This window comes from Leptolyngbya sp. NK1-12 (assembly GCF_032598965.1).
Lineage (GTDB): Bacteria > Cyanobacteriota > Cyanobacteriia > Elainellales > Elainellaceae > Elainella.
In genome coordinates this window covers 4,893,844-4,917,578 of record NZ_CP053586.1, presented here as the reverse complement: position 1 = coordinate 4,917,578, position 23,735 = coordinate 4,893,844, and the positions used below count along the sequence as shown (strand labels likewise).

Here is a 23,735-nt window from a genome sequence, read left to right as displayed (position 1 = left end):
ATTCAGTCAGGCTGCGTCGGTGGGGAGAGCGGCAGCGCGACGGTAAAGGTACTGCCTCGGTCTATCCCACTCCGGACGCTGATCCGACCTCCGTGCTGCTCCACGGCCTGTTTGACCACGGCCAAACCTAGACCTACAGCAGTTTCCGCAACCATGCCGCTGTTACGGGCACGATAGAACCGCTGAAAAACTTTCTCTTGCTCATCGGGCGGAATCCCAATCCCCTCATCCTGAATCCGAATCAGCACTTGGTTGGCTTCATAGACCAGCTCGAAGAGAATCGTGCCGCCGGTTGGGGAATAGCGAACCGCATTGGCCAAAAGATGGCTACACATCGGTCGCAGCAGTGTCGGATCAAGCAGAATAGTCTCTGGCGGTTGGCCAAACTGGACAAACACAAGTTTGTATTCTGGCTGGCTGGGCAGCAGCCACTGTTCTGCTAACTGCTGACAAAACTGGGTTAGATCCAGAGCTAAGGGGGTGAACGCAAGTTGCCCAGCGTCGGCGTCGAGCAGCAGCAGCATGTCTTGCAGTGTCTGCTTCATGGCCTGAGTGTGGTCGGTCAAGCTGTGGAGGTGGCGACTCCAATCGTCGGAGCAGTCTGGTGCTTGCTTCAGCAGTTCAACCACCGACGGGATTACCGTCAGGGGCGTGCGAAATTTTTCAGTCAGGGCAGTAATCCAGCGTGATTTCAGCTCACTGCGCAATTGCTCTTGGGCTAGAGCGGTTTGGAGTTCGGTTTGCAAGCGTAGAAGTTGTTTGTTTTCTGCCTGCAGTTCAGCCGTCCGCTGTTGGATGCGGGCTTCTAGCCCTTGATTCAGAATCGCCAAGGCGGTTTCAGCAGAATTACGCTGCTCGATTTCTAGCTGGAGCTGGGCGTTTTGTTGCTGCAGCTGCTGCTGCAGGCGGCTGAGTTTCAGATGGGTTTCAATCCGAGCTAGCACTTCAACCACCTGAAAGGGTTTGGGAATATAGTCTACGCCACCGGCATGAAAGGCCATTACCTTCTCGGCTTCATCGTCTAAGGCACTCAAGAAGATAACTGGAATCTGACGGGTCCGCTCACTGTCCTTGAGGCGATCGCAGACCTCATAGCCGTCGATGCCAGGCATCTTGATGTCGAGCAAAATCAGATCAGGCGGTTCCAGCAGGGCTGATTCAATCCCAATTTCACCATTCGTGACTTTGCGGACCGTGTAACCCGCTTTCGTCAGTAGGTCTGACAACAGCCGCAAATTGTTGGGAATATCATCGATGATCAGAATTGTTCCGGCGGATGGGGCAACGTCAGGGTAGTTCATACGTTGGCAAGCTGGATAAGTTGGATAAGCTGATCAAGCTGAAAGTCATTGACAAGCTGAATCACGGCTTCCTTAAAGGCCAGTTGGGATGGGGGAATCTCTTCTAGAAGTTGGAAGAGCACCTGATCGTTGGCAATTACCACCGCTCGATTCAATCTGGCAATCCACTCCACAGGCATAGAACTCAAGCCCTGTTGGATCACTGCTTTGTAATCTACTTTAGAATTCACTGGGCTATTGCCATTTCCCGGAGTTTCCAACTGGTGAATTGACCGCCCGGAGTCTTGAGCAACTGGCGGTGTTTCCCGCAGATATTGGACCCCCAAATGCTGAGCGAGTCGCTCGAAAAAGACGGCTTCTGGGCAGGGTTTGCCCACAAAATCATCGCAACCTGCTGCCAGAATTGCCTGTCGTTCTTCGTCAAACACCGCTGCCGTAATCGCAATAATTTTGGTTGCGGCTGGCCTAACGGCACTACCATTGGCCTGAAGCTGGAGCTGCCGCTCCCTAGCCCGAATCTGCCGCACTGCATCAAACCCATCCATGACTGGCATTCGCATATCCATCCAAATCAAATGGGGAGCAAAACTCAGCCACTGCTCAATCGCCTCTTGGCCGTTGCTTGCCTGACGTACCTCAAACCCGGTGGCTGTCAGCCATTTGACCATAAGCTGCCGATTGGTATCCGTGTCGTCTACCACTAGAATGCGGTAGATTGGCTGACCTGGAGCCAGACCAATGACCCGCCCAAAAGAATGACCGATGCCAACCGCCTCCGCATCCACGGGCGTTGCTACCATGCTAAAGCAAAAGATTGAGCCGCTGCCCGGTTGACTACGGACAGTAATATCTCCGCCCATCATCTGAGCGAATCGCCGACTAATCGGTAATCCCAACCCAGTTCCCTGTTGCGATCGCTGTCCGGCTTCAGACTGCACAAAGGCATCAAAAATTAGATCCAACTCCTTCGCGGCAATCCCAACTCCGGTGTCGCAGATCTCGAAGATCAGGTGGCAAGAGGGAGGTGGTGGGGAAAGTGGGGAAGGTGAGGAAGAAAGATTCTTTGTCCCATTCTCCCCCATCACCCCCATCTCCCCTCGTTCGGCGAGGTTCACGAGCCGCATCACCCCCATCACCTCCCCTACTCCTGCCTGCAAACTCACCTGACCAACCGGGGTAAACTTGATGGCATTGTCCAGCAGGTTAGTAATGACTTGGCGCAGTTTGCGTTCGTCGGCCTGAATGTAGTGGGGCAGGGCAGAACTGCGATTGCAAGTGAACTGGAGTCCTTTGGTTTCTGCGCGTAAGCGAAACATGCCTTCCAGGGTGTCAAGCAGCGCATAGAGGTCGAAGCTGGTTTCTTGCAGCATGACCCGACCCGCTTCAATCTTGGAAATCGAGAGGACATCGTTGATCAGCTGTAGCAGGTGCTCACCGTTGCGGTTGATGGTTTTGAGATACTCTTGCTGAGCGGGTGTGGTAGCGGCATCGCGTTCTAGCAGTTGGGTAAAGCCCAGAATAGCATTCAGGGGTGTGCGCAGCTCGTGGCTCATGTTGGCGAGGAAGCTGCTTTTGGCACGGTTAGCATTTTCAGCAGCTTCTTTAGCGCTCAACAGTTCGGCGGCTTGCCGTTGGGTTTGTTCAAGCAGTTCGGCTTGTTGTACGGCGACCCCAAGCTGCTGACTGACCTGGATCATGATTTGAATTTCGCTTTCCTGCCATTGACGCGGACCGGAGTTTTGGTAAGCTGCGAGCAGTCCCCAAAGCTGGCTGCCAAGGTGGATCGGAACAATTAAATAGGCCCTAGCTTGAAATTGCTCTAACAGCCGCAAATAGCAAACCGAAAAATCAGCTTTGTAGACGTCCTCAACGCAGCTGTAGGAAAGACCGCGACAATAGCCACCGCCTGCAGTTTGTTGAAGGTAAGTATCCTGGATATCAAGCTCTATTTTTTGAGAATCTGTTTTTTCAAGAGCTGGCGTCAATTCTGTGGCATCGCTCCAGGTTTCGGCTAGGCAGTGTTCGTGCTGGATCAGGTTTTGGGAATGGTGACGTGAATTTTGGGGATGCATAACGGCAACCCAACCGCTAGCAACTGACTCTGCCACAACGTTGCCGCTCCAGTCGGGGTTGAATCGGTAAATCACCAACCGATCGCTATTCATGGCCTGACGCAGTTCTTGCACGGTAGTTTCAAAAATCGCAGGTAAATTCAAGTTGCGATGCAGCCGGTCGATCACCCGCGCAACCGCTTGTTCGCGCTGGAGGCTAGCTTTTAGCTGCTGCTCTGCCTGCTTGCGATCGGTAATATCCCTCACAATGACCAGCACTCTATCGGCTTCAACCGCAACGACTCGCACCTCTTCGTAATGGGGGTTACCTGCAATCCTCAGCTCCTGTTCATAGATTTGTACCTCCCCGGTTTGCAGAGCCTGTTGAATCATCTCCGTGCGTTTTGTGGCCAGATCAAACGGCAGAATTTCGTAAATACTATGGCCAGCCTCTACCCTCTCTGAGGCAACATCTTTTGCTTGTTTACCGCAGATCTTTTGTAGTTGCGTTCCGCGTTCATCCATCCAGATCAGCAAGTCTGGCATTGCCTTTAAAATCTGCCGCTGTACAGCTTCGCTTTGTCGTAATGCCTCCTCAGCCTGCTTCCGTTTGATTTCATTGCGCTTGCGTTCAGTAATATCCCGCATGATTAGCAAAGCCGAGCTTTCATCGTAGGGGACAACCCTGACTTCTTCGTATTGCAGCGTGTTATCGAACTCTAACTGCTGCTCGTATACCTGCACAACTTTGGAAGTCAGGGCTTGTTGAATAGCCTCTAACTTTCTATCGGCTACAGCTGGCGGCAAAAATTCGCTGATATGGTGTCCTAATGGATTGACTTTGCTTGGAATCAGATCAATCAGGGTTTGGCTGCGCACGATATCCAAGTAAACGCCCTCTGTGCTAACGATACTGATTAAGTCGGGAATGGCGGTAAGAATGGCACGATTGCGGGCTTCACTTTGTCGCAGGGCTGCTTCAGTTTGCTTACGCTCTGTAATGTCGCGAATCACAACCAGCACTTCATCGTGAGTGAGTGGCACCACGCGGACTTCAAACCAGCGTTGCTGCTGCTCAGATGGCAATGGAAATTCGTAAATTTGCACTTTCCCAGTTTGCAGAGCGCGCTGCACGGCGGCGAGGCGTTGTTCAGCAGCTTCGGGCGGTAGGGCATCCTGCACCGTATTACCGGGTATGGTTACGCCAGCGTTATGGAGAGAAAAGTTGGTGGGATATTTCACCTCCAAATAGGTCCCGTCTCGTTTCATGCGAATCAGCAAATCGGGCAGCGCATTTCGAATCGCGCGATTCAGGGCCTCACTCTGCTGCAACGCCTGGGTTCGTTCTGCCACCTGTACAGCAAGCTGCTGGTTGTAGTCGGCCAGAATTTTGGCAGCGGCCTGCCGCTGGGTGATGTCTTGAAACACCGTGATCGACGCAACAATCTGGCCCTGCTGGTCCCGTACTGGCATGGAATGCATTTCTAGCGCCATTACACGGCCGTCCCGATGCAGCTCAATATCATCGACCGTGATCGTTTCTCCCTGAAGGGAACGCACCATTGGTAGTTTGTGAACTGGGTAGGGGAGGTGAGTGCTACTGCGATAGAGGCGATGAGTTGCCGCTAGTACTTCAGTAGTTGCTTCAGAAATATCCTCTAGCCCCAGCATCTGCTTACCGCTGGGATTGAGATAGAGAATGGAGCCATCCAGCCGATTCATCGATACTCCAACCGGCAAACTGTCCAGAATTTGCTTCATCTGGGTCTCGCTTTCAATCACGGTTTGATTCAGCGCCTGCATCCCGGCAAAGGCCGCTTTGAGCTGCAAAATCATTTGATTGAACGATTGCGCTAGTTCGCCCAACTCCCCAGAGCGATCAATGGCAATTTCCGTATCTAAATTTCCTGCCGCAATCGTTTTGGCTGCCGCATTTAACCGCAGGATGGGTTTGGTCAACCAGCGCGAGAGCAAAATGCTGGTTCCAATTGAGAGCAATAAGGTAATGGCACACAGCAGTGTTGTTACTCCCGCATTGCGGTAGATTTCTGCCATGAAATCGGACTCGGGCACAACAGTCACCGTCAGCCAGTCCAGACCAAACGGATCCCGAAAGGGCATCACCTTGAGAAATTGCCGTTGGCCCGCTAGTTTTAATTGCAGTTGGGTTGCTGTATCAATCGAAGCTAAATCAATCTGTGAGGATAGATACTGGGCTGCTTGCCGAATTAGCGGTTCTTGGCTATCCGCAGCTTTTAGGTCTGCTGGCTCACTGCTACTAGACATTGCAGCACTTGACTTGATTGACTCCTTTGATGGCCTATTTAATGGCCTAGTCGTTGAGGCTGCAATCAACCGTCCTGAGCGATCGATGATAAACACCACTCCATGACTTCCAACCTCAACCTGCTGCAAAAACTGCTGGATACCGGCCAGCGTTAGGTCACTTGACAGCACCGCCTGAAGCTTACCAGTTTGGTCATACAGCGGATAGCTGGCTGCAACTCCCAAACCAGACGAGGCCGGCATATAGGTATAAATTGGGGTCCAAGTAGGTCTTCCAGCCTGCACCGCCTGCTGATGAAACGGGCGCTGGGTTGGGTCATAGTTGGGCTGCTCAACCAGTTGTTTGAGACGCTGGCCCTGATCATTGATGCTATAAACCCGCAGGATGCCTCGCCTAAAATCTTCAGTTAGGGCAACAGTGATACCTCGCTCGTCTCTACCGACGGAAACAAAGCCCCCCTGGGAGTTACTGAAACGGATGCGATTGAGAGAGTCAAAGATTTGGATTTGCTGTAAAAAATGGCGCTCTAGACTCAGGGGATCGGTAAGTCGCACTTGCTCTAAACGGATAGCGTTGGCATTGAGTTGATTCACCACATGAGCCGATTTAACATAATCTGTCAGGTAAAGATTGACACGCGCACCCACTTCCCCCATCAACTGCGAAGCCATATTTTCAACCGCTTTTTGGCCACTTTGGTAGGCAAAGTAGCCCACGAGCGCCACGGTTCCCAGGGTTTGTAAGACAAAGGGAACTGCCACTACTAAACGCAGCGGAATTTTCTGAGGAAGCAGAAGGAGCCGTCGGGGACCAAGAAACTGCATAGCCTGTAGCTTGAGGGTTCGCTTTAGAACAATATACAGCGGCCCCACAGAAAATGGATATTCGGGTACTAGTTATCTTCTCTCGCTCGCAAATACTTTCCTGTCAAATTTCCTACATTACTACTTTCGAATTCCTACTTTTTGGACTTAAACATCCACTCCTAATATCTTTAACTGAATTTTTGGTTGTCGTTGATGGCTGCCAAAATTCAATTTACGTTCGCTGTTAAATTGTCATTTTTATCACTATTATTAGTATTGTTAATTTATTTCTAAAGGGGGATGACAAAATTATATTTTACTGGTAATAGCAGCGGAAGATTATACAAACGAGTTTGTTTCCTTTGCTTCCAGGCAACGAATTCCTGGGTCCTAGCTAATCTCAAACTCTTGAATCAACTGCCCGCTCATTCCATTTCCGAGCCTGCACAGAATTTTGTCAGGACTTACACAGCTCAGCAATTTCTGCCCCCCTAGCCCCCCAAATCTGGAGAGAACTAGATTGAAAGTCCCCCAGAATTGGGGGATTTAGGAGGCAAACGCGTAAGTCCTGTTTATGTCAATCTGATTGTCTCGGCTTCGTCACTGCCCACCCGCGTGTCAACGGTGGGCTAGGCAAGGAGGTCTGCGTGAGCAGACTCGACAAGGGGTTTAGTCCATGACCCTGCGGGAACGCAAGCGTATGAGTGGACTTGCTGGATTAGCCCGTGCTTTGAAGGCAGTTGATCTTACAAGGCAGTTGATGCTATCGGTTGCCGTCTAATTCGCTCGCTCGCTCGCCATCTGACTCACTTTCCAAGGGAGATGCTCCAACTCCAATGTAAGGTGCGCCTCCTTCGTTGCGGTTCTGACCACGAGTGCCAAATACTTCTCCAGAATCGCCACTCCCACTGTTATCGCTGGCACTAGTGCCACTGTCGCTGTCATTGGAGCTTGCGTCAGAGCTATCGCGGCCAGAGGAGCTTGAGTCATTATCTGAGTCATTATCCGAGCCATTGTCTGAGCCATTGTCTGAAGCGCTACTATTGTCACCACCGCCATCCCCATCGCCGTTATCGGATTGAGCGAAAAGCTGTTCTGAAGCGTCTGGAGCTGTTTGTCCTAATCTTGCAGAAACCGTTTGCGTCAGAAGTGCTAGGGCCGGTAGGCTCAATAAAATACTGATGCTAGTTACTCCTGTTAAGCCAACTAGCGTTGCTAATTGTTTGTCAAGATTCATGTGCGGTCACCTCGTTTGCTTAAAAGACTAGTTGAACCACTAGTTAAAAGAACCATTTCGCGCAGCATCGACTAGCAGCGAAAACGTCCTACTAGCGCTGATTTGGATTAATTGAGAGCTAAGTGAATTAATTGGGAATTAACAAGTGAAACTAATGAACATAACGGTCATCCGTCTCATCCGAAAAGCTGTTAGACGCTCCAGCTGTAACATCGTCATCATCGTCCGGCAGAGGATGATCGGTAGAAGGAATATCGGTCGGATAGGGATCGGACGTACTTGGAACATGACCTTCAACCGTGCTGTCGGCCACACTGCCAGAGGCATTGGGAGCTTCTCCAGCGGCAGCATTACGAGCTTCTTCTAACGAAATGGTCGGGTCGGAATTGATGGCAGCAGCCCTCATGCCAGGATTTTCAGCTATCTCTTCTGGCATCTCTGAATCATACTTTTCTGCTTTGTTAATCATGATTTTTGATTCACCTTTTGCTGCGTCTTTGATTTCAACTTCAACTGTTCCCTTAAAGCTAACAACCGCTCAATAGGCTGGTTTCTATCCAAAGAGATGAGTCAGATGTCATTCGCTTGTCAGGATCGATACTGTAATATCGACTACAATTGAGCCACTGCAGCCGTCAGCATCCAACGATTTGGCATGTCTGTTTGGTTCTCATTAAATCTGGTTCTCATCAAGTCTGGTCCTCATCAAGACTGAAGCAGGCGGGCAACTGCGTTGATCACCAATTGGACAGAACCATTGAAGAAAGGTAGATTTAAGGTTTCTATCGTATCGGTCGGCTGGTGATAGTGCGGGTTACGAAAGTTAGCTGTATCCGTAATCAGTACAGCTCCAATTCCTTTATCCCAAAACGGAGCATGATCACTACGAACCAGATCGGGGGCTAGGCCGCCAAAGGTAGGAATGGCGAGCGTCAAAACGAGCGGCAAACTAACCGATTGATTAGAAGATACATCAGAAGCAGATAAGTCAGTGAACGCCTGTAATAACTCAGGATGTCCTTGATCGCCCAGAGCAGCGATAAAATTGCCGCGATCAGTTGGGGGGCGAATTGGTAACATCGATGGATAGGTTTGGCAACCCGCTTCCTCACAGGCATAACCCACCATATCCAAGATCACTGCTCCTTGCAGAGCCTGCTCTTGTATGGCGCTGACAAATGCTTGGCTGCCAAATAAGCCTTGTTCTTCTAGATCAAAAAAAACAAGTTGTAGCGTTCGAGCGGTGGGGAGCTTTCCTAAGAGTCGAGCTGCTTCCAGTAAGGTGGCAACTGCCGTCGCGTTATCATCGGCTCCAGGAGAAAGCTCAACCGTATCGTAGTGGGCACCCAACAAAATCGCTGCCGCTGTGGGATCGGTTCCTGCTCGTTCAGCGTAGATATTAATACCATTCGCACCACTCGGATTAGTTCGATTGGCCTTGGCCGTGAATGGCTGCAGTTGAGCTGTCCATCCAGCCGCTTGCAATTCTTGCAGAATGTAGTCGCGGGCTTGCTGACGAGCGGATTCGTCGTAGCGTCGAAAGGTCAGTGCTTGCAGGTCAGCTAAGAGGCGTTTGCGATCAACGGCAGGTGCAGCAAGCATTGGAGCGCGTTGATTCTGACTGAGGGAGGGAGCGGGTTGCCAAAACGCTAAGGGAAACTGCAAGGACGGCTGCCATTGCCAGATCACCAACCCTGCAGTTGCCACCAGAATTGTTACCCAAAGCCACAGTTTTTTCATTGCTTTGTTGCTGAACCTTTTGCTGAACTTTGTTGCTGAACCTTTTGCTGAACCTTTTGCTGAAGCGTCTGTCTTTCGCCTATTTTAGAGAGTTTTCTGGAGAGCGTTTCTCCAGTTTCGCTGGGTTTGGCCATTCAGCGGATGAATGCAGCAGGTCCATAGAACCAAGACTTGCCTGAATTGCGGCAATTGCAATAGATACAGCGTTTTTCACTCATTTCAGGTGCAGGCACGACCCCTGCACCGCGTTTTTCGTACTTCACTAGCCTGAAAAAGGCTGTAGATAGAAAATGGGTTTGAGATGAAAGTATCATATGAAAGGATAATGACTCAGTTGTAAATTTCTCATCACCCCGCCTTTACTGAACAGCTCAAAACCGGTGACATTCGCAATTGGCATGATCGAAGTATTGGGAGTTCCAACAGCGCTGGAAGTGGCTGATGCCATGTGTAAAGCTGCCCAAGTGATCTGCGTTGGTTTTGAGAACACGGATCTGGGGCGGATTACCGTTTTGATTCGAGGTCCGGTGGCGGAGGTGGAAACGGCAGTGGCGGCTGGACTGGCGGCAATCCGACGAGTCAATGGCGGTGAGCTACTCTCGGTTCATGTCATTGCGCGGCCCCATGCCAATCTAGAGGCGGTACTGCCACTTGGGGATAGTCAAACGCTCGTATCTTTGGGGCGAATCGACTCGATTATTCGGTTTCCGCCACCGCTTTCGGCTTAGAGGAGGCAGGGTATGCAGCCATCCCAGCTAGATGAATTGAAATTTTTGCTGAAGTTACAGGAATGCCGCAACTACCGAGCTTATTTAACGAATCCCTGCTTTAAGTCATTTCGGGCTAAAGATAAAATTTGCCAAAATTTGGCTAGCGATGGGTTGGTCGATTTTAGTCGAGAAATTGTAGTAGTTAAGCTTTCAGCAGCCGGACAAGCCCTACTCAAAGTCACAGACGCTGCATTGCCAATTTCAGCAGTAGAGTTAAAACTCCTGCAAAAGATTGGTACCGCCAAAAAAATCGCTCCCAGCCAGCTCAGAACCTCTGCCTTGACTGCTACCGAACGTGACGTGATTCTGCAAACTTTTTTGAATCGCGGCTTAATTCTGGCTGAAACCCGATTGAAACGCCAAAAAGCTGAAGTTTGGCTCACGCCTCAAGGGCAAACTTGCCTAGCTGAACTGCTGCGTCAATTTCAGACGCTGCGCCAATCTGCAACTGAAATTACGCTGAACCAAAAACCTACCGACACCGAAGTTTTAGCCACAATTCAAAATCTCGATCATGAACTAGCAAGCAATAACTATTTGCCAATTTTCTACTTGCGACAAAAATTTCAACCTCCCCTATCGCGAGACGAGCTGGATGAAATTTTGTATCGATTGCAGCGAAACGATCAGATTGAATTGCGGGCAATCGTTCATACTCAAGACTACACGCCTGAACAGCTCAGTGCCGCCATTCAAACCCGCTCAAATAGTCCCCTATTTTTTATCAAAGTGATCTAACAATAGATTTCAGATTTAGACTTGAGGTTTAAGTTCAAAAACCTGAATTGAATCTTAAACTTAAACTTAGGGTTTAGGGCAATTCAGGGCAACTTATACCAATTCACCCGATAAATCTTGCAGATGAAATCTACAAAACGCTCCCCAACTTCAAACTTCATAATTAGGCATTGGGTGTTACGAACTACGAAATGATACAAGGGTTACAGATATGGCGGACATGGCATCGATCGATGACCTGATTTTGAGGGGCACTAATCCGTTTGATAATCTGCGCTCGGTCAACTTTTGGCATCGTCAGAAAGATCCGGAGCCGATGGTGGAATCCATCCACCAGGACGCTATGTCAGTCATTGAAGCAACGCTAGAGCAGGTGGCTCGCGATCACTACACCCGCACAATCATCCTAGATGGCGACAGCGGTTCTGGCAAAACCTATTTGTTAGGACGCTTAAAGCGTGCCCTCAACCATCGAGCCTTTTTTGTCTATATTCCACCCTTTCCCCAAAGCGATTATCTCTGGCGTCACATCCTGCGTTATACAGTCGATAGCTTGGTGCAGGTTCCATCTGGGCAGAAGTATTCGCAGCTTTTGCTGTGGTTGAAAAGCGTATTGTTAGCTCTCAAACAGCGCAGCTTGAAGGATCGCATCAAGGAAAACATCCTCGATCTGTTACAGACGGATCGACAGCAATTTATCAAACGGCTTAAGGAGATCTATAAGCAGGCTGGGACAAATAGTATCTATAACGCCGATAAGTTTTTTGGGATTTTGCATGATCTGACCGATGCCAAACTCTATCCCCTCGCCTGTGAGTGGCTGCGTGCTGACGATCTGAGCGAAGAGTCGCTGGAAGCTCTGCGCCTAAAAAGCTCGATTGATACTGAACAGGCCGCCCGTGAGGTGTTGGCCAACTTTGGCCGCGTGGCGATCAATACCCAACCGATTGTGCTGTGCTTTGATCAGCTCGAAAGTATCGCCCGCCTGCCGGATGGTGCTTTGGATCTGCAAAGCCTCTTCAATATCAACACGAAAATTCATGATGAAGACAAAAACTTCTTGATCGTCATCAGCATTCTGACCAATACCTGGGAGCACTATAAAAATCGCATCGACCAATCCCACCGAGCACGCATCGATCGGGAGATTCCCCTCCGCTTGATCAACCTGGAGCAAGCTGAATCCCTCTGGGCGTCTCGGTTGAATGGACTGCACCGTCAGGCGCAACCCCAGCCCACGTCCCTGATCTACCCGCTCGATTTCCATCAGTTGGCCGAAAACTTTCCTGGCGGCAGAACCAACCCCCGCGATGCCCTCAGGCTCGGACGCGATATGCTGCAAGCTTACAAAGAATGGCTGATGCAAACGGCTGGAACCAACGGTGCTGCTGCAACTCATGCGCTCCAATCGGTAGAACCTGCGGCTCAACGGCTCCATCCTCCTGCAACCGAACTGCTAGCCGCCTTTAAACTGCGCTGGCGCGATGAGCTGACCAAAATGCAGGACAGCGTCACCCGGATTCGCCACTTTACGTCCCTAGAGCTGATCGAGATGCTAAAGGAAGCCCTGACAACTCTGGAGGCTAGCGAAATTCAGGCTCCGCTGCTGGAACGCACCAAATTCGCCGGCTATTCCTTTAGCTACCAACTGCCCCAGCCGCCCAACCCTGCCGGTCGAATTGGCATCGTTTGGACCGAAGATCAGGGTATGGATAATTTCTTTCGCGTCATGGAAGCCTGTCAGCGGGTGTTAGAGCAAAATCTCTGCCAAGCTCTGTATCTAATTCGGGCGGAAGGAATCGGCAAACCCAGCCTCAAAGGGCACCAACTCTATCGGCAAATTTTCACAGCCATCCCCCATCGCCACCTTCAACCCGACATAGCTTCGGTCCAATGCCTAGCTGCCTACTACAGTCTGGTGAAAGATGCCCGTGAAGGCGATCTGGTCGTCGGCAGTCAAACGATTGGCCTGAAGCAATTGCAATCTTTGACCCAACAGGCCAAAATTTGGCACGACTGTACGCTCCTACAGGCATTGGGCATAGTCACGGCATTGGAACCTGACCCAAACTGGTCTGAGGAGTTGATTGTACCAGCCATCAGCCTGGATTCGCCCTTCCCTCCTCTCCCCGATTTGGGCAACGGTCATCGCCTGACTCGCCAAGTCGAAGATTATCTGCTCAGCCTCGTGCGCACCCATCCGGTAATCGGTCTGCAAACGCTGGTCCAAAATTCGCTGAGGCAGTTTCCTCAGGTGGATGAGGCGTTTGTCGATGAGCGGGTGCAATATCTGTGTGATGCAAAACAGATAAAAATCTTAAACCCTGGTTTTCCTCACGAAGGACAGTTGGTTTCTCAGGTATAGAGATGCACTTCTTAAGCAAGTTCTTAAGCAAGCCGCACATAGTCTACGACCTTGAAAACCACCAGTTCTTTTGTTCTATGTAATTCTTAATGTATAAAGTACCCTTGCGGGTTATAGGCATAGGTAATATCGGACAATACAATGCATGGTAGGAGTTTCTGTTCAAGTTTTGAAGCGAAGTGAACGTTTGAAAACCGTCCTGAATGAGTCAATTGTTCGGAGGGGTCAATGTGAAAAGCAACCTTGTGAAGAGCAATTTATTGCTGGTTTTTATTGGTCTGGGCCTACTAGCTGCATGTTCAGATAGTAACTCCTATAGCTCCAAAAATGTCACAAAGGCCGAAGTCGAGCCGATAGAGCAAATCGACGATGTGAAAGGGACGTTGAACGACCGCGAAGCAAGCCCATCGTTAATTCAGCCAAAATCTCCGCAAAGTACTACCCAAAGCACTATCCGAGAATTTCCAAAGTCTGCTCGACTAACGGCTCAGCAATCAAATTCAAGAATTAATTTGAGATCAAAACCGTCATCGACCTCGCCGGATAAGGGTTATGGCTTAGTAGGTGATCCTGTGAAATTACTCGATAAAGCTGAGGGTGCAGATGGTTTGACTTGGTACTATGTGAAGTTTGATGGGTCTGGAGCCGAAGGCTGGATTCGGAGCGATTTCATTCAAACCTCGAATGGTGTTTCGGAAAAGCCTTCAGAAGGAATTAGAGCTGAGGTTGCAAAAGTAGCAAAGTTGACACCCGAGCAAGTCAATCAGTTGATGGATTTGGATCATTTCAGTCAATATGAGTTTAAAGAAGACAAGCCGAGATGGAATGGAAAATCCTACGGCATTATTGTTCCAACCTATGTTCCAGAAGGGTTTTACATTAGTAAATTCGGTGTCTCCAAGTTTGATGGTCGGGATGGTCCTGGAGGGTATTCCATTACCTACGAGAACAACGATGGAACTTGTTTCGGTATTTCAACTGCAACTGGTGGCCTTGGCGATGGAGCTGAGGAGGTTCGAGTTATTGAAGTTGAATCCCTCGCTCTAGGAAAGATCAAGATAGGGAGAACTGAGTTCAGCCAGTATTCCGAAAAACCATTGACCAATTTTTGGGTTAGCGTAGGCAAAGTCAGTTATCTTTTCGACTCACCTTCTCAAGGTCAATACAGGGAATGTAATAGTGTAAGCCTTCGAGAAGCTGCCAAAATTGTTGAGTCTTTGGATTATCTAAATCCAGCACCTGGAGGATACCCGCCAACTAAACAGTGGCAGCCTCTTTAAAGAAAGGAATGAATAAGAAACTATTGAGATTGTCAAATCTCAATAATTCGTGAACCCATAATTTAGGAGAAAGAAGTGCAAAATAAAATACTTCTGTTTATTTTATGTCTGCTGACCGCGTGCGCTAGTGAAAAAACTTTTGAAGCGAAGAATCAGACAACAACCAATCCGAATATAGCTAGCACCAGCGAAGTTCAAAACACACCAGGAACTCAACCAGTAGAGGAATCCCAGTTATCTCAAAATTCAACTTCTGACGAGAAGGTCACTGCGGCGAAGCTATCATCCCAAGATAAAAATAAGTTACTTGAAATTGATCAGAATAATTATAAAAATATTCCAGTGAAAATCGTTTTGCCGACCTATATTCCCGATGGCTTTAAGGTCGAAAAGGTCGAGGTTGGCGATGACAAACGCTTCGGACCAGGCTATAGCATCACCTACTCTGACGATAGTAATAACTGCTTTGAGATCTCAGGCGCTTCAGGTGGCTTTGGAGCAGGCGCAGAGGACTTTGAAATTATAACGGTGAATTCTAAAGCATTGGGCAATGTGGAGCTAGGATATACTCAGTTTGATCAGGTAACAAATCAACCAAGGATAGGATTTAATCAATTCACCGTACAGGGTGTAATTCCTTCTGAGCAACAATACTCCTTTTGGTCTCCTGGCATTGTCAACAGTCAGTGTAATGCGATTGAATTTCAGGAAGCTGCCAAAATTGTGGAGTCGCTTGATTATCTGAATCCTTGATACTTTCAGAATGTGACTGATTTACTCGAAGTAAAAACTCAATAGCGCATTGATTGAGCAACTTCTAAAAACATTTCTTGGAATCTCTGTACGCACTGTTCTTAGTAGCAGTAATGTCATAAAGGGTTATTTTTCATGAAACATCTAGATATTTTTGATCACAAGCTAAATCGTTCTGACAGATGGCTGCTGAAGGCTGTACTGTCTATTTGCACTGTATTTGTGCTGGCTAGCTGTGGTCAGGATCAGCCTCGCATCAGCTCTCCCACAGCACGAGGCGAAGAAACAAGCTCAGATGCTCAAGAGACTTCACTTAATTCAGAGGCATCATTTCCAAATTTCTGTGGCGATGCATTACCCACTAACCGCAGTGACTATCCCCTGAAGGTCTATCCGCTGTATATCGAGTCTGAGAGCCAAGAATGGTCGTGGTCGAGAGAGCCTGTTCAAGCGCTGGTAGAAGTCCGAACGAAATTTTGCCCACATGCCCACATGGGCTATATCCGAATTGGCGAAGAAGATTCTGGAAACTATTCTACATCTGCGGCAATTCTAGGCTATTTTACGAGTGAATCCAATGCGAAACAAACTCTAGACAAATTAAACGATCAACTTTCTAGCCGAAAAATAGCCAGCCTTGCCACTGCTGATATCGGGCCGCCTATCGTCCTAGAAGACTTACCTGCATCTACCGAATCTGTGGCCCAAAAAGCCAAACTCAGTTCAGAGCAGTCTCAAACATTGCTGGCTTTGGATCGGTACAGTGATATGGGCTTAACCTTTGATGTAATTGTGCCAACTTACATTCCTGAGAACTATACCCTTAAATCAGTTGAAGCAGCCGCTAGACCATCGAGTGGAAACTTGATGTTTGAACCTAGATATCAAGTTACCTATCAGTCTCCAGATGACTCATGCTTTGTGGTTTCAGGGGCGACAGGTCGGGGAGGTGCTGGAGCAGAAGATGTGCAGTATGCAGAAGCAGATTCACCCATTTTGGGTCGTGTGACTCTGATGTATATTGACTTTGTTCAGGAGACTAAGAAATCCTTTCTTAGCTTTAAGAATTTTCAGCTCCCGACCAAATGGGGTGGAAGCCAACTCTATTCGTTATGGGATGGTAATTGCAGAAGAACGCTCTCTCTCAAGGAAGCGGTCAAAGTTGTAGAGTCGATGGAATATCTGAATCATCCATTGAATCGTACATCCAAGAATTAACCTCTATATTGCAAAGATATAGTCTCGCAGCTTGACCAAATCGATTTGTTCTGATGTTAAGTTCTTTTCTGGGATTTTCTAGGACAAGCATTCTAAAACGAACAAATGCCTTTACCTGCAAAATCATTACTCTTTAGAAAATCTTGCAACCAACTGCAACCTTGCTCAATTGTTTCAGGTAGCGATTTGATTGCCCAGAGGCGGACTTCACCCGCATCTCCCCCGACCAAAATCTGCTTTCCATCTACGGCTGGAGCGATGCCCCAAATCGCGCCTTCATGGGTGAATTCGTTGAATTGTCGTCCGGAAAAATCCCACACTCGCACCGTTCCGTCCATTCCTCCGGTACTGAGCAGCGCAGAATTGGGAATGAACCGGAGGGCATTGACACCGCTTTGATAGCTATAAAACTCAAGCTTTTGCTGACCTGTTTTAGTCCAAAGACGCACCATGCCGCCTTTATCAGCTGTTGCCATCAGCTTGCCGTCAGAACTAAAGTCCAAACTGCTGATTTTATTCGAGTGACCTTGCCATTCTCGTAGCAAGCTGCCGGATGTATCCCAAAGTTTAATCCAACCGTCCCAGCTCGCCGTTGCGATAGTCGATGAGTCAGGGCTAAACGTGACCGCACTCACTACATCTTTATGCCCATGCAGTAAAGCTACTTCATCGCCGCTAGTCGTCCACAGCCGCGCCTGTCCATCCTGCCCTGCAGTCGCTAAGAACCGTCCATCTGGGCTGAAGCTGAGACTATTGACAAACCCTCCGTGACCCTTTAGCTGCGCAACTCTATTCCCGGATAAGTCCCAAAGGCTGACACTAGGGTCTACTCCACCTGTGGCAATCCGTTGCCCGTCCGCGCTAAAGGAGATGCTAAAAATATGCCCTCTGGGGTTCGCAGTCCATGCCTTGACTAGCTTACCCGATGCGTCCCAAAGGCTGAGGATTCCTTCATTACCGGCTGCGGCGATGAGACGCTGATCTGGGCTGATGCTGACCGTATTCGCATCCGCTTGCAGCCCTTTGAAGCTGGGTGCTGCTGATTTGGTTAAATTCCATAGCCGTGCCGTCCCATCCCGACCCGTGGTGAACAGGTAGTTTCCATCAGGGCTGAAGTTGGCATGCCAAACCACACCGCGATGGCCTTGAAATCTAGCCAATTCTTCTCCAGCCAGATTCCATAGTCGTGCCGTGCCGTCATCTGATGCCGTTGCCAATCGCTGATCCTTGTAGCCAAAGCTAGCACTAGTCACCAGCAGCTTATGGCCTTCCAATACGAGTTGCGGTTGACCCGACAAATTCCAGACTCTCGCCGTTTTGTCGCCTCCAGCCGAAACCAATTTTTGCCCATCTGCGCTGAAACTGACGGAATAGACTGGTTCACCCCCATGTCCTTTCCACTCAGCCAGTTGCGTTCCAGACGCATTCCAGACTCGGATTGTGCCATCGGTAGCGGCAGTGGCTAGTTTTTGTCCATCCGGACTAAACGTGACTTTAAGAACTGTGCCCTGATGTCCTTTCAACTGTCTCAGCTTGTTCCCAGCAATAGTCCAAAGGAACACTTCTCCCGAACTGCCTGAGGTGGCTATCGTTTGGCTATCCGGGCCAAAGCTGACGCTCTCAATTTCTCCCTGGTGCCCAGTCAGAGTCACAACCGGAGCGCCAGAATCGGCCCATAGACGGGCCGTACCATCTTCGCTCGCGGAGGCGATGTACTTGCCATCTGGGCTAAAGCTAACCGAATTGATACTGGCAAGCGGACCACCCTCGTGGGCTTGAAACTGCGTCAGTCTTTCCCCTGCCAAACTCCAAAGCTGAATCGTGCCATCTTTACCCCCAGTGGCGATGCGCTTGCCATCCCGGCTGAAGGCCGTTGCTTTGATTTCCCCCTGATTTGCCGGAAACCGATTCTTTTCGCGGATTCTGTTTAGAATCATGTCTAGTGCCACAATCGGACTATAGGCGGGGTAGGCTCCCATCCTGGTATTTTCGCCAGCTAGATCTTGCAGTGCCTGACCAGTTTGAATCGCTGTCAGTAAGGCATCAATCTCGCTAAAGTCGATTTGCTCAAGCGAACTCACCCCCTTCTGTTCTAATTCGCTGGCTGTTCTGGCAAAGGCTAGCCTGTTCAATGCATGGGAGGCGAGTAAGGACGCTCCAATTGCCACCGGAACAATCACAGCCAGGGAAATCATGCCTCTCCGGATGATTTTGTTGGCCTTTTGATTAGCTTCAGTTAGGAGTTGATTGCGCTCTTTTTCCGTCTCTAGCTCAGCTTGGCGGCGACGCTGAAACCTTTGCCATTCAACACTGGCATCGATGAATTGATTTTCTAAATCGGTCAATCCTCCTAACAGCACAAATGCATTGTTTTGCCGCAGTTCAATCGCTCGATCTAATCTAGAACCTTTGAGCAGTTCATCTTTTGCCCGATCTAATTTCTCGGAATCTTCAGATGTTACCTGAGCGAGGGCAGATTGCCAGCGGTGCACATCATCGGCCAGTAGGTTTTTAAAGATAATCGCATCCTTAGCTTCCTCTAACCATTTTCTTAGTTCATCCCAGGAGCTTAAAATGATTTCATGGGCAATTTCAAAGATGGCATTTTTCTTTACATCCGACAAACTACTCACTAAAATTTTGTCTTGGCTGGAATACTCATAGCCGCTGACAACCATATTTTCATTCACAAATTTCTGTAGCGTGGTTTCGATCGTCTCGCCTTGAAACTCAGAGCGATAGGCTTTCCGACTAACCGCTCGTGAGCCAGAATCGGTGTCTACAATTTGAACCAATCTGAGGAAAATTTGCCGGGTTGCGTCTTGTTCTGTCTGATTCAATTGCTGATACAGCTTGTTAATCCGCGCTTGCAAAGCTCCCCGCACTCCTTCCAAGGCCGAATAAGTTGAGCGGTTGAGGGTCCGGTCTTCAATGTGGGGTTTACCATCCTGGCCCAGAGCAATACATTCTGTTTCCCACAAGAGATTCAACGTATATTGCAGTAACGGCAGATAGCCGCTTTGACCTTGCACTTCCTGAATGATTTGCTCCACCAATCCTTCCTGGAACACAACGCCATGCTTTGCTGCCGGTTGTTCAATCGCTTGCCGCAACTCATCTCGATGCATATCCGTGACCAGATGAATATTGTTGCTATTGGCAATCATGCCGAGCTGCGGATAGGAGCTGAAATACTCCAGAAAGTCTGCTCGCATGGCCAAAACTGCACGCACTGAGTCATCAGAATTTTGATTGAGCTGCACTAAGGCATCTATAAAGCTTTGCCGAATTTGTTCATCAGAACAGTTTGTGAAAATTTCCTCAAATTGATCGATAAAAATTAACCATCGGTCCTGATCTTGTTTCAGCGACTGAATCACAGTGACGATTGTTTGCGCATTCGCCGCCCGCGCTGGTTCGGCCTCATCCTCAGAAAACCGATAGTCTTTGCCATCGGCTAATAAACAGCGATAGAAGCTCTCAAAGGGGTTGCGGCCCGGTGTAAACACGAAATCTAGCAGTTTAGTTGCACCCAGGTTAGATTTTAATTCTGGAATTAGCCCTGCCCGAACGGCAGACGATTTACCACAGCCAGACGCACCGACAACTAAAAGAAACTTATTTTGGTTGACTGCTTCAAATAAACGGGCAATCAGCGCATCTCTGCCGAAGAAATAGTCACGATCTGAGAAGTTATATTGCTTCAGTCCTTTGTAAGGAGAAGTTTTGTTGAGTTCTCGCTGAGTAATCCATTCAGCAGAGATTTGGATGATCTGGGTTTGGATTTGCGTATTGTTTTGGACCGGTGCGAACGTAAACGTTGCACTATCACCTTGAATGCTGACATTGCCCAACGTATTGTCCATGCGCTGGGACGGCAAAGCAGCTTGGTTTTGAGGCTCTTGGGGGTTCATTACACCGGAATGCCCCACGCCTTAGCAACAATCGAGGCAACCGTCATCACGGGACCAGCCAGTTCCTGTACTCCTTGAAGACCTTGCTTGAGGGCAGCGACTGTACGACCAATCAAATTTTTATCGGGGTTTTCCTTTTCGGCTTCGGCTGCCAGTTGGTCAACCTGGGTTTCAGCACCGATTTTTGATAGGTCAGGTAAACCTTCAGCGCTTTGAATGGCTGTTTTGAGAATCAATAATGCCTGTAGAAGCTCTTGCTGCTCGGATGATCCCTGGGTGACGTTGGTAGACAGATTGACATCCCGTCCCGCCTGACTGGGCTGATAGTTAAAGGCGGCATTGCTGCCACTGAGCTGCACATCACCCAGGGTATTTGTCATGACCTGTCCAGATTGGGGGCTGGCGAGAGAAGCAGTTGATTCTAAGACAGTTGGCAAGCGTTGTTCAAATTCTTTTTTCTCCTCAGGACTCAACGCCGCAATGCTGGCCAGGATTTGTTCAATGGTTAGCTTAAACATTTTAGTTACCTATATAGTTGCCTAGATTACTTTAGTTGTCTAGCATATGAATCTGAATTTTCCTAATGTGATCAATTTTGCCAAGCTTTGTGGTTTTAGAGCTTGAATTCAAAGAAAGATTAAGTGGAGACAGCAAGACCAAAGCGCAGAACTGACAATATACATTAGTATCCAGTTCGATTGCTATTCAAGCATTCCAGTCAGGCAAGCACCTCTGAGTTTTTCTAGTCTGGCGGAGGTGGCAACCAGTGCCTTAAGAAAACAGTATATTTGATACTTTCAAGACCTTCTGCAAGCAGCTCGTCTAAAAATCAGTCAAGTACCCATGTGGGGAATAGCCACCGCGTTGTACCATCAAGCACAATAAGCTAAAGCGATTTGTCTCCCATTTTTTGCTGACTTCTGTGCATCCTACCTTTTCAGACCGCAATCGTCCTACTCATCCAATTTACCACCCGACTCAGAAACTCAAGGCGCTCATTGCTACAGCCCAGATCGGGACCGATCCGCTGTTTGGACAACAGTGGTATCTGCAAAACACTGGTCAAACGGGCGGTACGGTCGGTGTTGACCTCAATGTAATCAACTTGTGGCAGGACTATATTGGCAAAGGCATTAAAGTTGGCATTCTCGATGATGGTGTTCAGTATACTCACCCCGACTTACAGCCCAACTTCAATACCAGCATTGACTTTGATGCTGCCCAACTAGACGATGATGTTTCTCCTGGCCTCTTTGACGATCATGGTACCGCTGTAGCTGGAATTATTGCTGCCGCTGCCAACTCGATTGGTGGGGTTGGGATTGCCCCCGGAGCCACGATTGCTGGCCTACGCATTGACTTTAGCGGTGCGACAGGTAGTTTCGATCAGGATGCAGTGGCGCTGCAGCAGATGGTCAAGTTTGATGTCGTCAATAACAGTTGGGGGTATATCGGCTCATTTACCGATAATTTTCTAGAAGCTGACTTAGCGGGTAATCAAACTGCCCTGCAAAATGCAGTGCAAAACGGACGGGCAAGTTTGGGTACGGTGGTTGTATTCTCGGCTGGCAATGAGCGCATTGAAGGGGACAGTGCCAACTACCATAACCACCAAAACTCCCGCTTTGTGATTGCCGTTGCCGCGCTTAATCATCTGGGCAAACATACCTACTACAGCTCACCAGGTGCAAACCTGCTGGTATCTGCCTTGGGTGGTGATCTAGAGGATGGCATTGTCACCACGGATCGATTGGGTGCTCCGGGCTATAATCTGTTAACCGATCCCTATGCGCCGTCAGACTATACCGATAATTTTGGCGGCACCTCGGCAGCGGCTCCGATGGTGTCTGGCGTGGCGGCGTTGATTCTGAATGCCAATCCGAATTTAGGCTACCGCGATGTGCAGGAAATTCTCGCCTATTCGGCGCGTCGCACCGATGTTAAAAACGCAAGTTGGTCGATCAACAAAGCCAGCAACTGGAACGGTGGCGGCCTTCATACAAGTCCCGATTATGGCTTTGGTCTAGTCGATGCCCACGCAGCCGTGCGCTTGGCGGAAACCTGGACTACTCAGCACAGCTTTGCTAACGAAGAGCGGATTAGCGTCAGCCGCAGTTTGAACCAGCCGATTCCGGACGGCACCGGCAGCTTGCGCTCTAGTGTGACGGTCAATAATCCACTAGAACTCGATTTTGTGGAAGTGGAGCTGGAGCTGAGCCATCCGATCGTCGGTGAGTTGGAAATTGGGCTCAAGTCTCCCAACGGTACAGAAAGTGTCCTGGTCAGTCAATCTAGCACCGATGGTTCCATCTTCCATCCCTTGTTAGGACCGCTGTATGAACTAAAGCCGCGCTTCACCTTCTCCAGCAGTCAATTTTGGGGCGAAACCAGCGCTGGCCCTTGGACACTTACAGTGCGAGATCGCAGCAAAGGCAACAGTGGTATGCTGAAAAATTGGTCGTTGCGCCTCTATGGTGACAAAAGTAGCGACGATGATACCTACATCTACACGAACGAATTTGCCAAACTGCTGGGCAATCCGGTCCGTCGCATTCTCAGTGACACTGCTGGCAACGACACCTTCAATGCAGCCGCTATCAGCAGCGATATTGTCCTGAATCTAGTTCCCGGTACGGGCAGTTTGCTGTTTGGTAACTTGCTGACCATTGCAGATGGCACCATCATCGAAAATGCCGTTACCGGTGATGGTAATGATGTGATTCAAGGTAATGATTTTAAGAATGACTTAAATGGCGGTCGTGGAAATGATACGCTGAACGGCGCTGCCAATTCAGATCGAATCAACGGCAGTCGCGGTAATGATTGGCTCAACGGCGGAACTGGTAATGATACGGTAAGCGGAGGTGCAGGCAATGATCGATTAACCGGCGGACAGGATGCCGATCGGTTTCTGTTCAGTACAACTGAGAGTTTCCAATCGCCGCAGCTTGGTGTAGATACCCTGACCGATTTTCTGCGCGGTACTGACAAAATTGTTCTCGACAAAACCAGCTTTGGCCTCAGCAGTCGCGCCGGAATTGGATTTAGTCAATCGAATGAGTTTAGCAGCGTTGCCAACGACAATGCCGTTGCCACCAGCACAGCCCGAATCGTCTACAGTCGCAGTTCCAGCACGCTATTCTATAACGCCAATCGTCAGGCTGAAGGATTAGGTCCAGGTGCTAAGTTTGCGGTTCTGCTCGATAGCCCAAGGTTGAGTGCGGCAGATTTTGTGGTGCAGGTGTAGGGAGGTGGAGAAGGTGGGGAAGATGCGG

The 23,735-nt window shown here is 49.1% G+C and carries 14 protein-coding genes; 7 read left to right on the top strand and 7 right to left on the bottom strand.

Going from position 1 to position 23,735, the window contains the following annotated elements:
* Positions 1 to 2 precede the first annotated feature (2 nt).
* The 5 genes from HJG54_RS20890 to HJG54_RS20870 all read right to left on the bottom strand — a co-directional run bounded on the left by HJG54_RS20890 (position 3) and on the right by HJG54_RS20870 (position 9,422).
* Entirely contained in the window at positions 3 to 1,301 is a 1,299-nt protein-coding gene (locus tag HJG54_RS20890; RefSeq protein ID WP_316431160.1) for a hybrid sensor histidine kinase/response regulator, read from the bottom strand.
* Positions 1,298 to 6,463 carry a PAS domain-containing protein gene (locus HJG54_RS20885; RefSeq protein ID WP_316431159.1) on the bottom strand — a complete coding sequence of 1,722 codons (5,166 nt, stop codon included), beginning with the start codon at positions 6,461 to 6,463 and terminating at the stop codon, positions 1,298 to 1,300. Before HJG54_RS20885 ends, HJG54_RS20890 begins: the two co-directional genes overlap by 4 nt.
* A 745-nt stretch (positions 6,464 to 7,208) precedes the next feature.
* Entirely contained in the window at positions 7,209 to 7,682 is a 474-nt protein-coding gene (locus HJG54_RS20880; RefSeq protein ID WP_316431158.1) for a hypothetical protein, read from the bottom strand.
* Between the two features lie 151 nt (positions 7,683 to 7,833).
* Positions 7,834 to 8,151, bottom strand: coding sequence for a hypothetical protein (locus HJG54_RS20875; protein ID WP_316431156.1), 318 nt, complete (start codon positions 8,149 to 8,151; stop codon positions 7,834 to 7,836).
* A gap of 236 nt (positions 8,152 to 8,387) precedes the next feature.
* Positions 8,388 to 9,422: a M28 family peptidase gene (locus HJG54_RS20870; RefSeq protein ID WP_316431155.1), complete on the bottom strand. Its 1,035-nt coding sequence runs from the start codon at positions 9,420 to 9,422 to the stop codon at positions 8,388 to 8,390.
* Between the two features lie 380 nt (positions 9,423 to 9,802).
* Here HJG54_RS20870 and HJG54_RS20865 point away from each other — a divergent pair, with 380 nt between their 5' ends.
* From HJG54_RS20865 to HJG54_RS20840, 6 genes are all read left to right on the top strand, one after another.
* On the top strand, positions 9,803 to 10,150 hold the full coding sequence (locus HJG54_RS20865) for a carbon dioxide-concentrating mechanism protein CcmK (RefSeq protein WP_316431153.1): 348 nt from the start codon (positions 9,803 to 9,805) through the stop codon (positions 10,148 to 10,150).
* A gap of 12 nt (positions 10,151 to 10,162) precedes the next feature.
* Positions 10,163 to 10,930: a hypothetical protein gene (locus HJG54_RS20860; protein ID WP_035997953.1), complete on the top strand. Its 768-nt coding sequence runs from the start codon at positions 10,163 to 10,165 to the stop codon at positions 10,928 to 10,930.
* Between the two features lie 211 nt (positions 10,931 to 11,141).
* Positions 11,142 to 13,295: a hypothetical protein gene (locus HJG54_RS20855; RefSeq protein WP_316431152.1), complete on the top strand. Its 2,154-nt coding sequence runs from the start codon at positions 11,142 to 11,144 to the stop codon at positions 13,293 to 13,295.
* A 203-nt stretch (positions 13,296 to 13,498) separates the two neighbouring features.
* The gene (locus tag HJG54_RS20850) at positions 13,499 to 14,575 is read left to right on the top strand and encodes an SH3 domain-containing protein (RefSeq protein WP_316431150.1); all 1,077 of its coding nucleotides are present in this window, start codon (positions 13,499 to 13,501) and stop codon (positions 14,573 to 14,575) included.
* A 75-nt stretch (positions 14,576 to 14,650) separates the two neighbouring features.
* Entirely contained in the window at positions 14,651 to 15,328 is a 678-nt protein-coding gene (locus HJG54_RS20845; protein WP_316431148.1) for a hypothetical protein, read from the top strand.
* 135 nt (positions 15,329 to 15,463) lie between these two features.
* Positions 15,464 to 16,546, top strand: coding sequence for a hypothetical protein (locus HJG54_RS20840; RefSeq protein ID WP_316431147.1), 1,083 nt, complete (start codon positions 15,464 to 15,466; stop codon positions 16,544 to 16,546).
* A 92-nt stretch (positions 16,547 to 16,638) separates the two neighbouring features.
* Here the strand turns inward: HJG54_RS20840 and HJG54_RS20835 are convergent, their stop codons facing one another.
* Both HJG54_RS20835 and HJG54_RS20830 read right to left on the bottom strand, forming a co-directional pair.
* Entirely contained in the window at positions 16,639 to 20,460 is a 3,822-nt protein-coding gene (locus tag HJG54_RS20835; protein WP_316431145.1) for an eIF2A-related protein, read from the bottom strand.
* Positions 20,460 to 20,978, bottom strand: a complete 519-nt coding sequence (locus HJG54_RS20830) for a hypothetical protein (RefSeq protein WP_316431144.1) — start codon at positions 20,976 to 20,978, stop codon at positions 20,460 to 20,462. The genes HJG54_RS20835 and HJG54_RS20830 overlap by 1 nt, the downstream gene beginning before the upstream one ends.
* Positions 20,979 to 21,370: 392 nt before the next feature.
* Here HJG54_RS20830 and HJG54_RS20825 point away from each other — a divergent pair, with 392 nt between their 5' ends.
* The gene (locus HJG54_RS20825) at positions 21,371 to 23,707 is read left to right on the top strand and encodes a S8 family serine peptidase (RefSeq protein WP_316431143.1); all 2,337 of its coding nucleotides are present in this window, start codon (positions 21,371 to 21,373) and stop codon (positions 23,705 to 23,707) included.
* Positions 23,708 to 23,735 lie beyond the last annotated feature (28 nt).

Bases quoted from the DNA above. Each gene is read 5' to 3' on its own strand.
- HJG54_RS20890 (WP_316431160.1), bottom strand. From the start codon at position 1,301: ATGAACTACCCTGACGTTGCCCCATCCGCCGGAACAATTCTGATCATC.
- HJG54_RS20885 (WP_316431159.1), bottom strand. From the start codon at position 6,463: ATGCAGTTTCTTGGTCCCCGACGGCTCCTTCTGCTTCCTCAGAAAATT.
- HJG54_RS20880 (WP_316431158.1), bottom strand. From the start codon at position 7,682: ATGAATCTTGACAAACAATTAGCAACGCTAGTTGGCTTAACAGGAGTA.
- HJG54_RS20875 (WP_316431156.1), bottom strand. From the start codon at position 8,151: ATGATTAACAAAGCAGAAAAGTATGATTCAGAGATGCCAGAAGAGATA.
- HJG54_RS20870 (WP_316431155.1), bottom strand. From the start codon at position 9,422: ATGAAAAAACTGTGGCTTTGGGTAACAATTCTGGTGGCAACTGCAGGG.
- HJG54_RS20860 (WP_035997953.1), top strand. From the start codon at position 10,163: ATGCAGCCATCCCAGCTAGATGAATTGAAATTTTTGCTGAAGTTACAG.
- HJG54_RS20855 (WP_316431152.1), top strand. From the start codon at position 11,142: ATGGCGGACATGGCATCGATCGATGACCTGATTTTGAGGGGCACTAAT.
- HJG54_RS20850 (WP_316431150.1), top strand. From the start codon at position 13,499: ATGAGTCAATTGTTCGGAGGGGTCAATGTGAAAAGCAACCTTGTGAAG.
- HJG54_RS20840 (WP_316431147.1), top strand. From the start codon at position 15,464: ATGAAACATCTAGATATTTTTGATCACAAGCTAAATCGTTCTGACAGA.
- HJG54_RS20835 (WP_316431145.1), bottom strand. From the start codon at position 20,460: ATGAACCCCCAAGAGCCTCAAAACCAAGCTGCTTTGCCGTCCCAGCGC.
- HJG54_RS20830 (WP_316431144.1), bottom strand. From the start codon at position 20,978: ATGTTTAAGCTAACCATTGAACAAATCCTGGCCAGCATTGCGGCGTTG.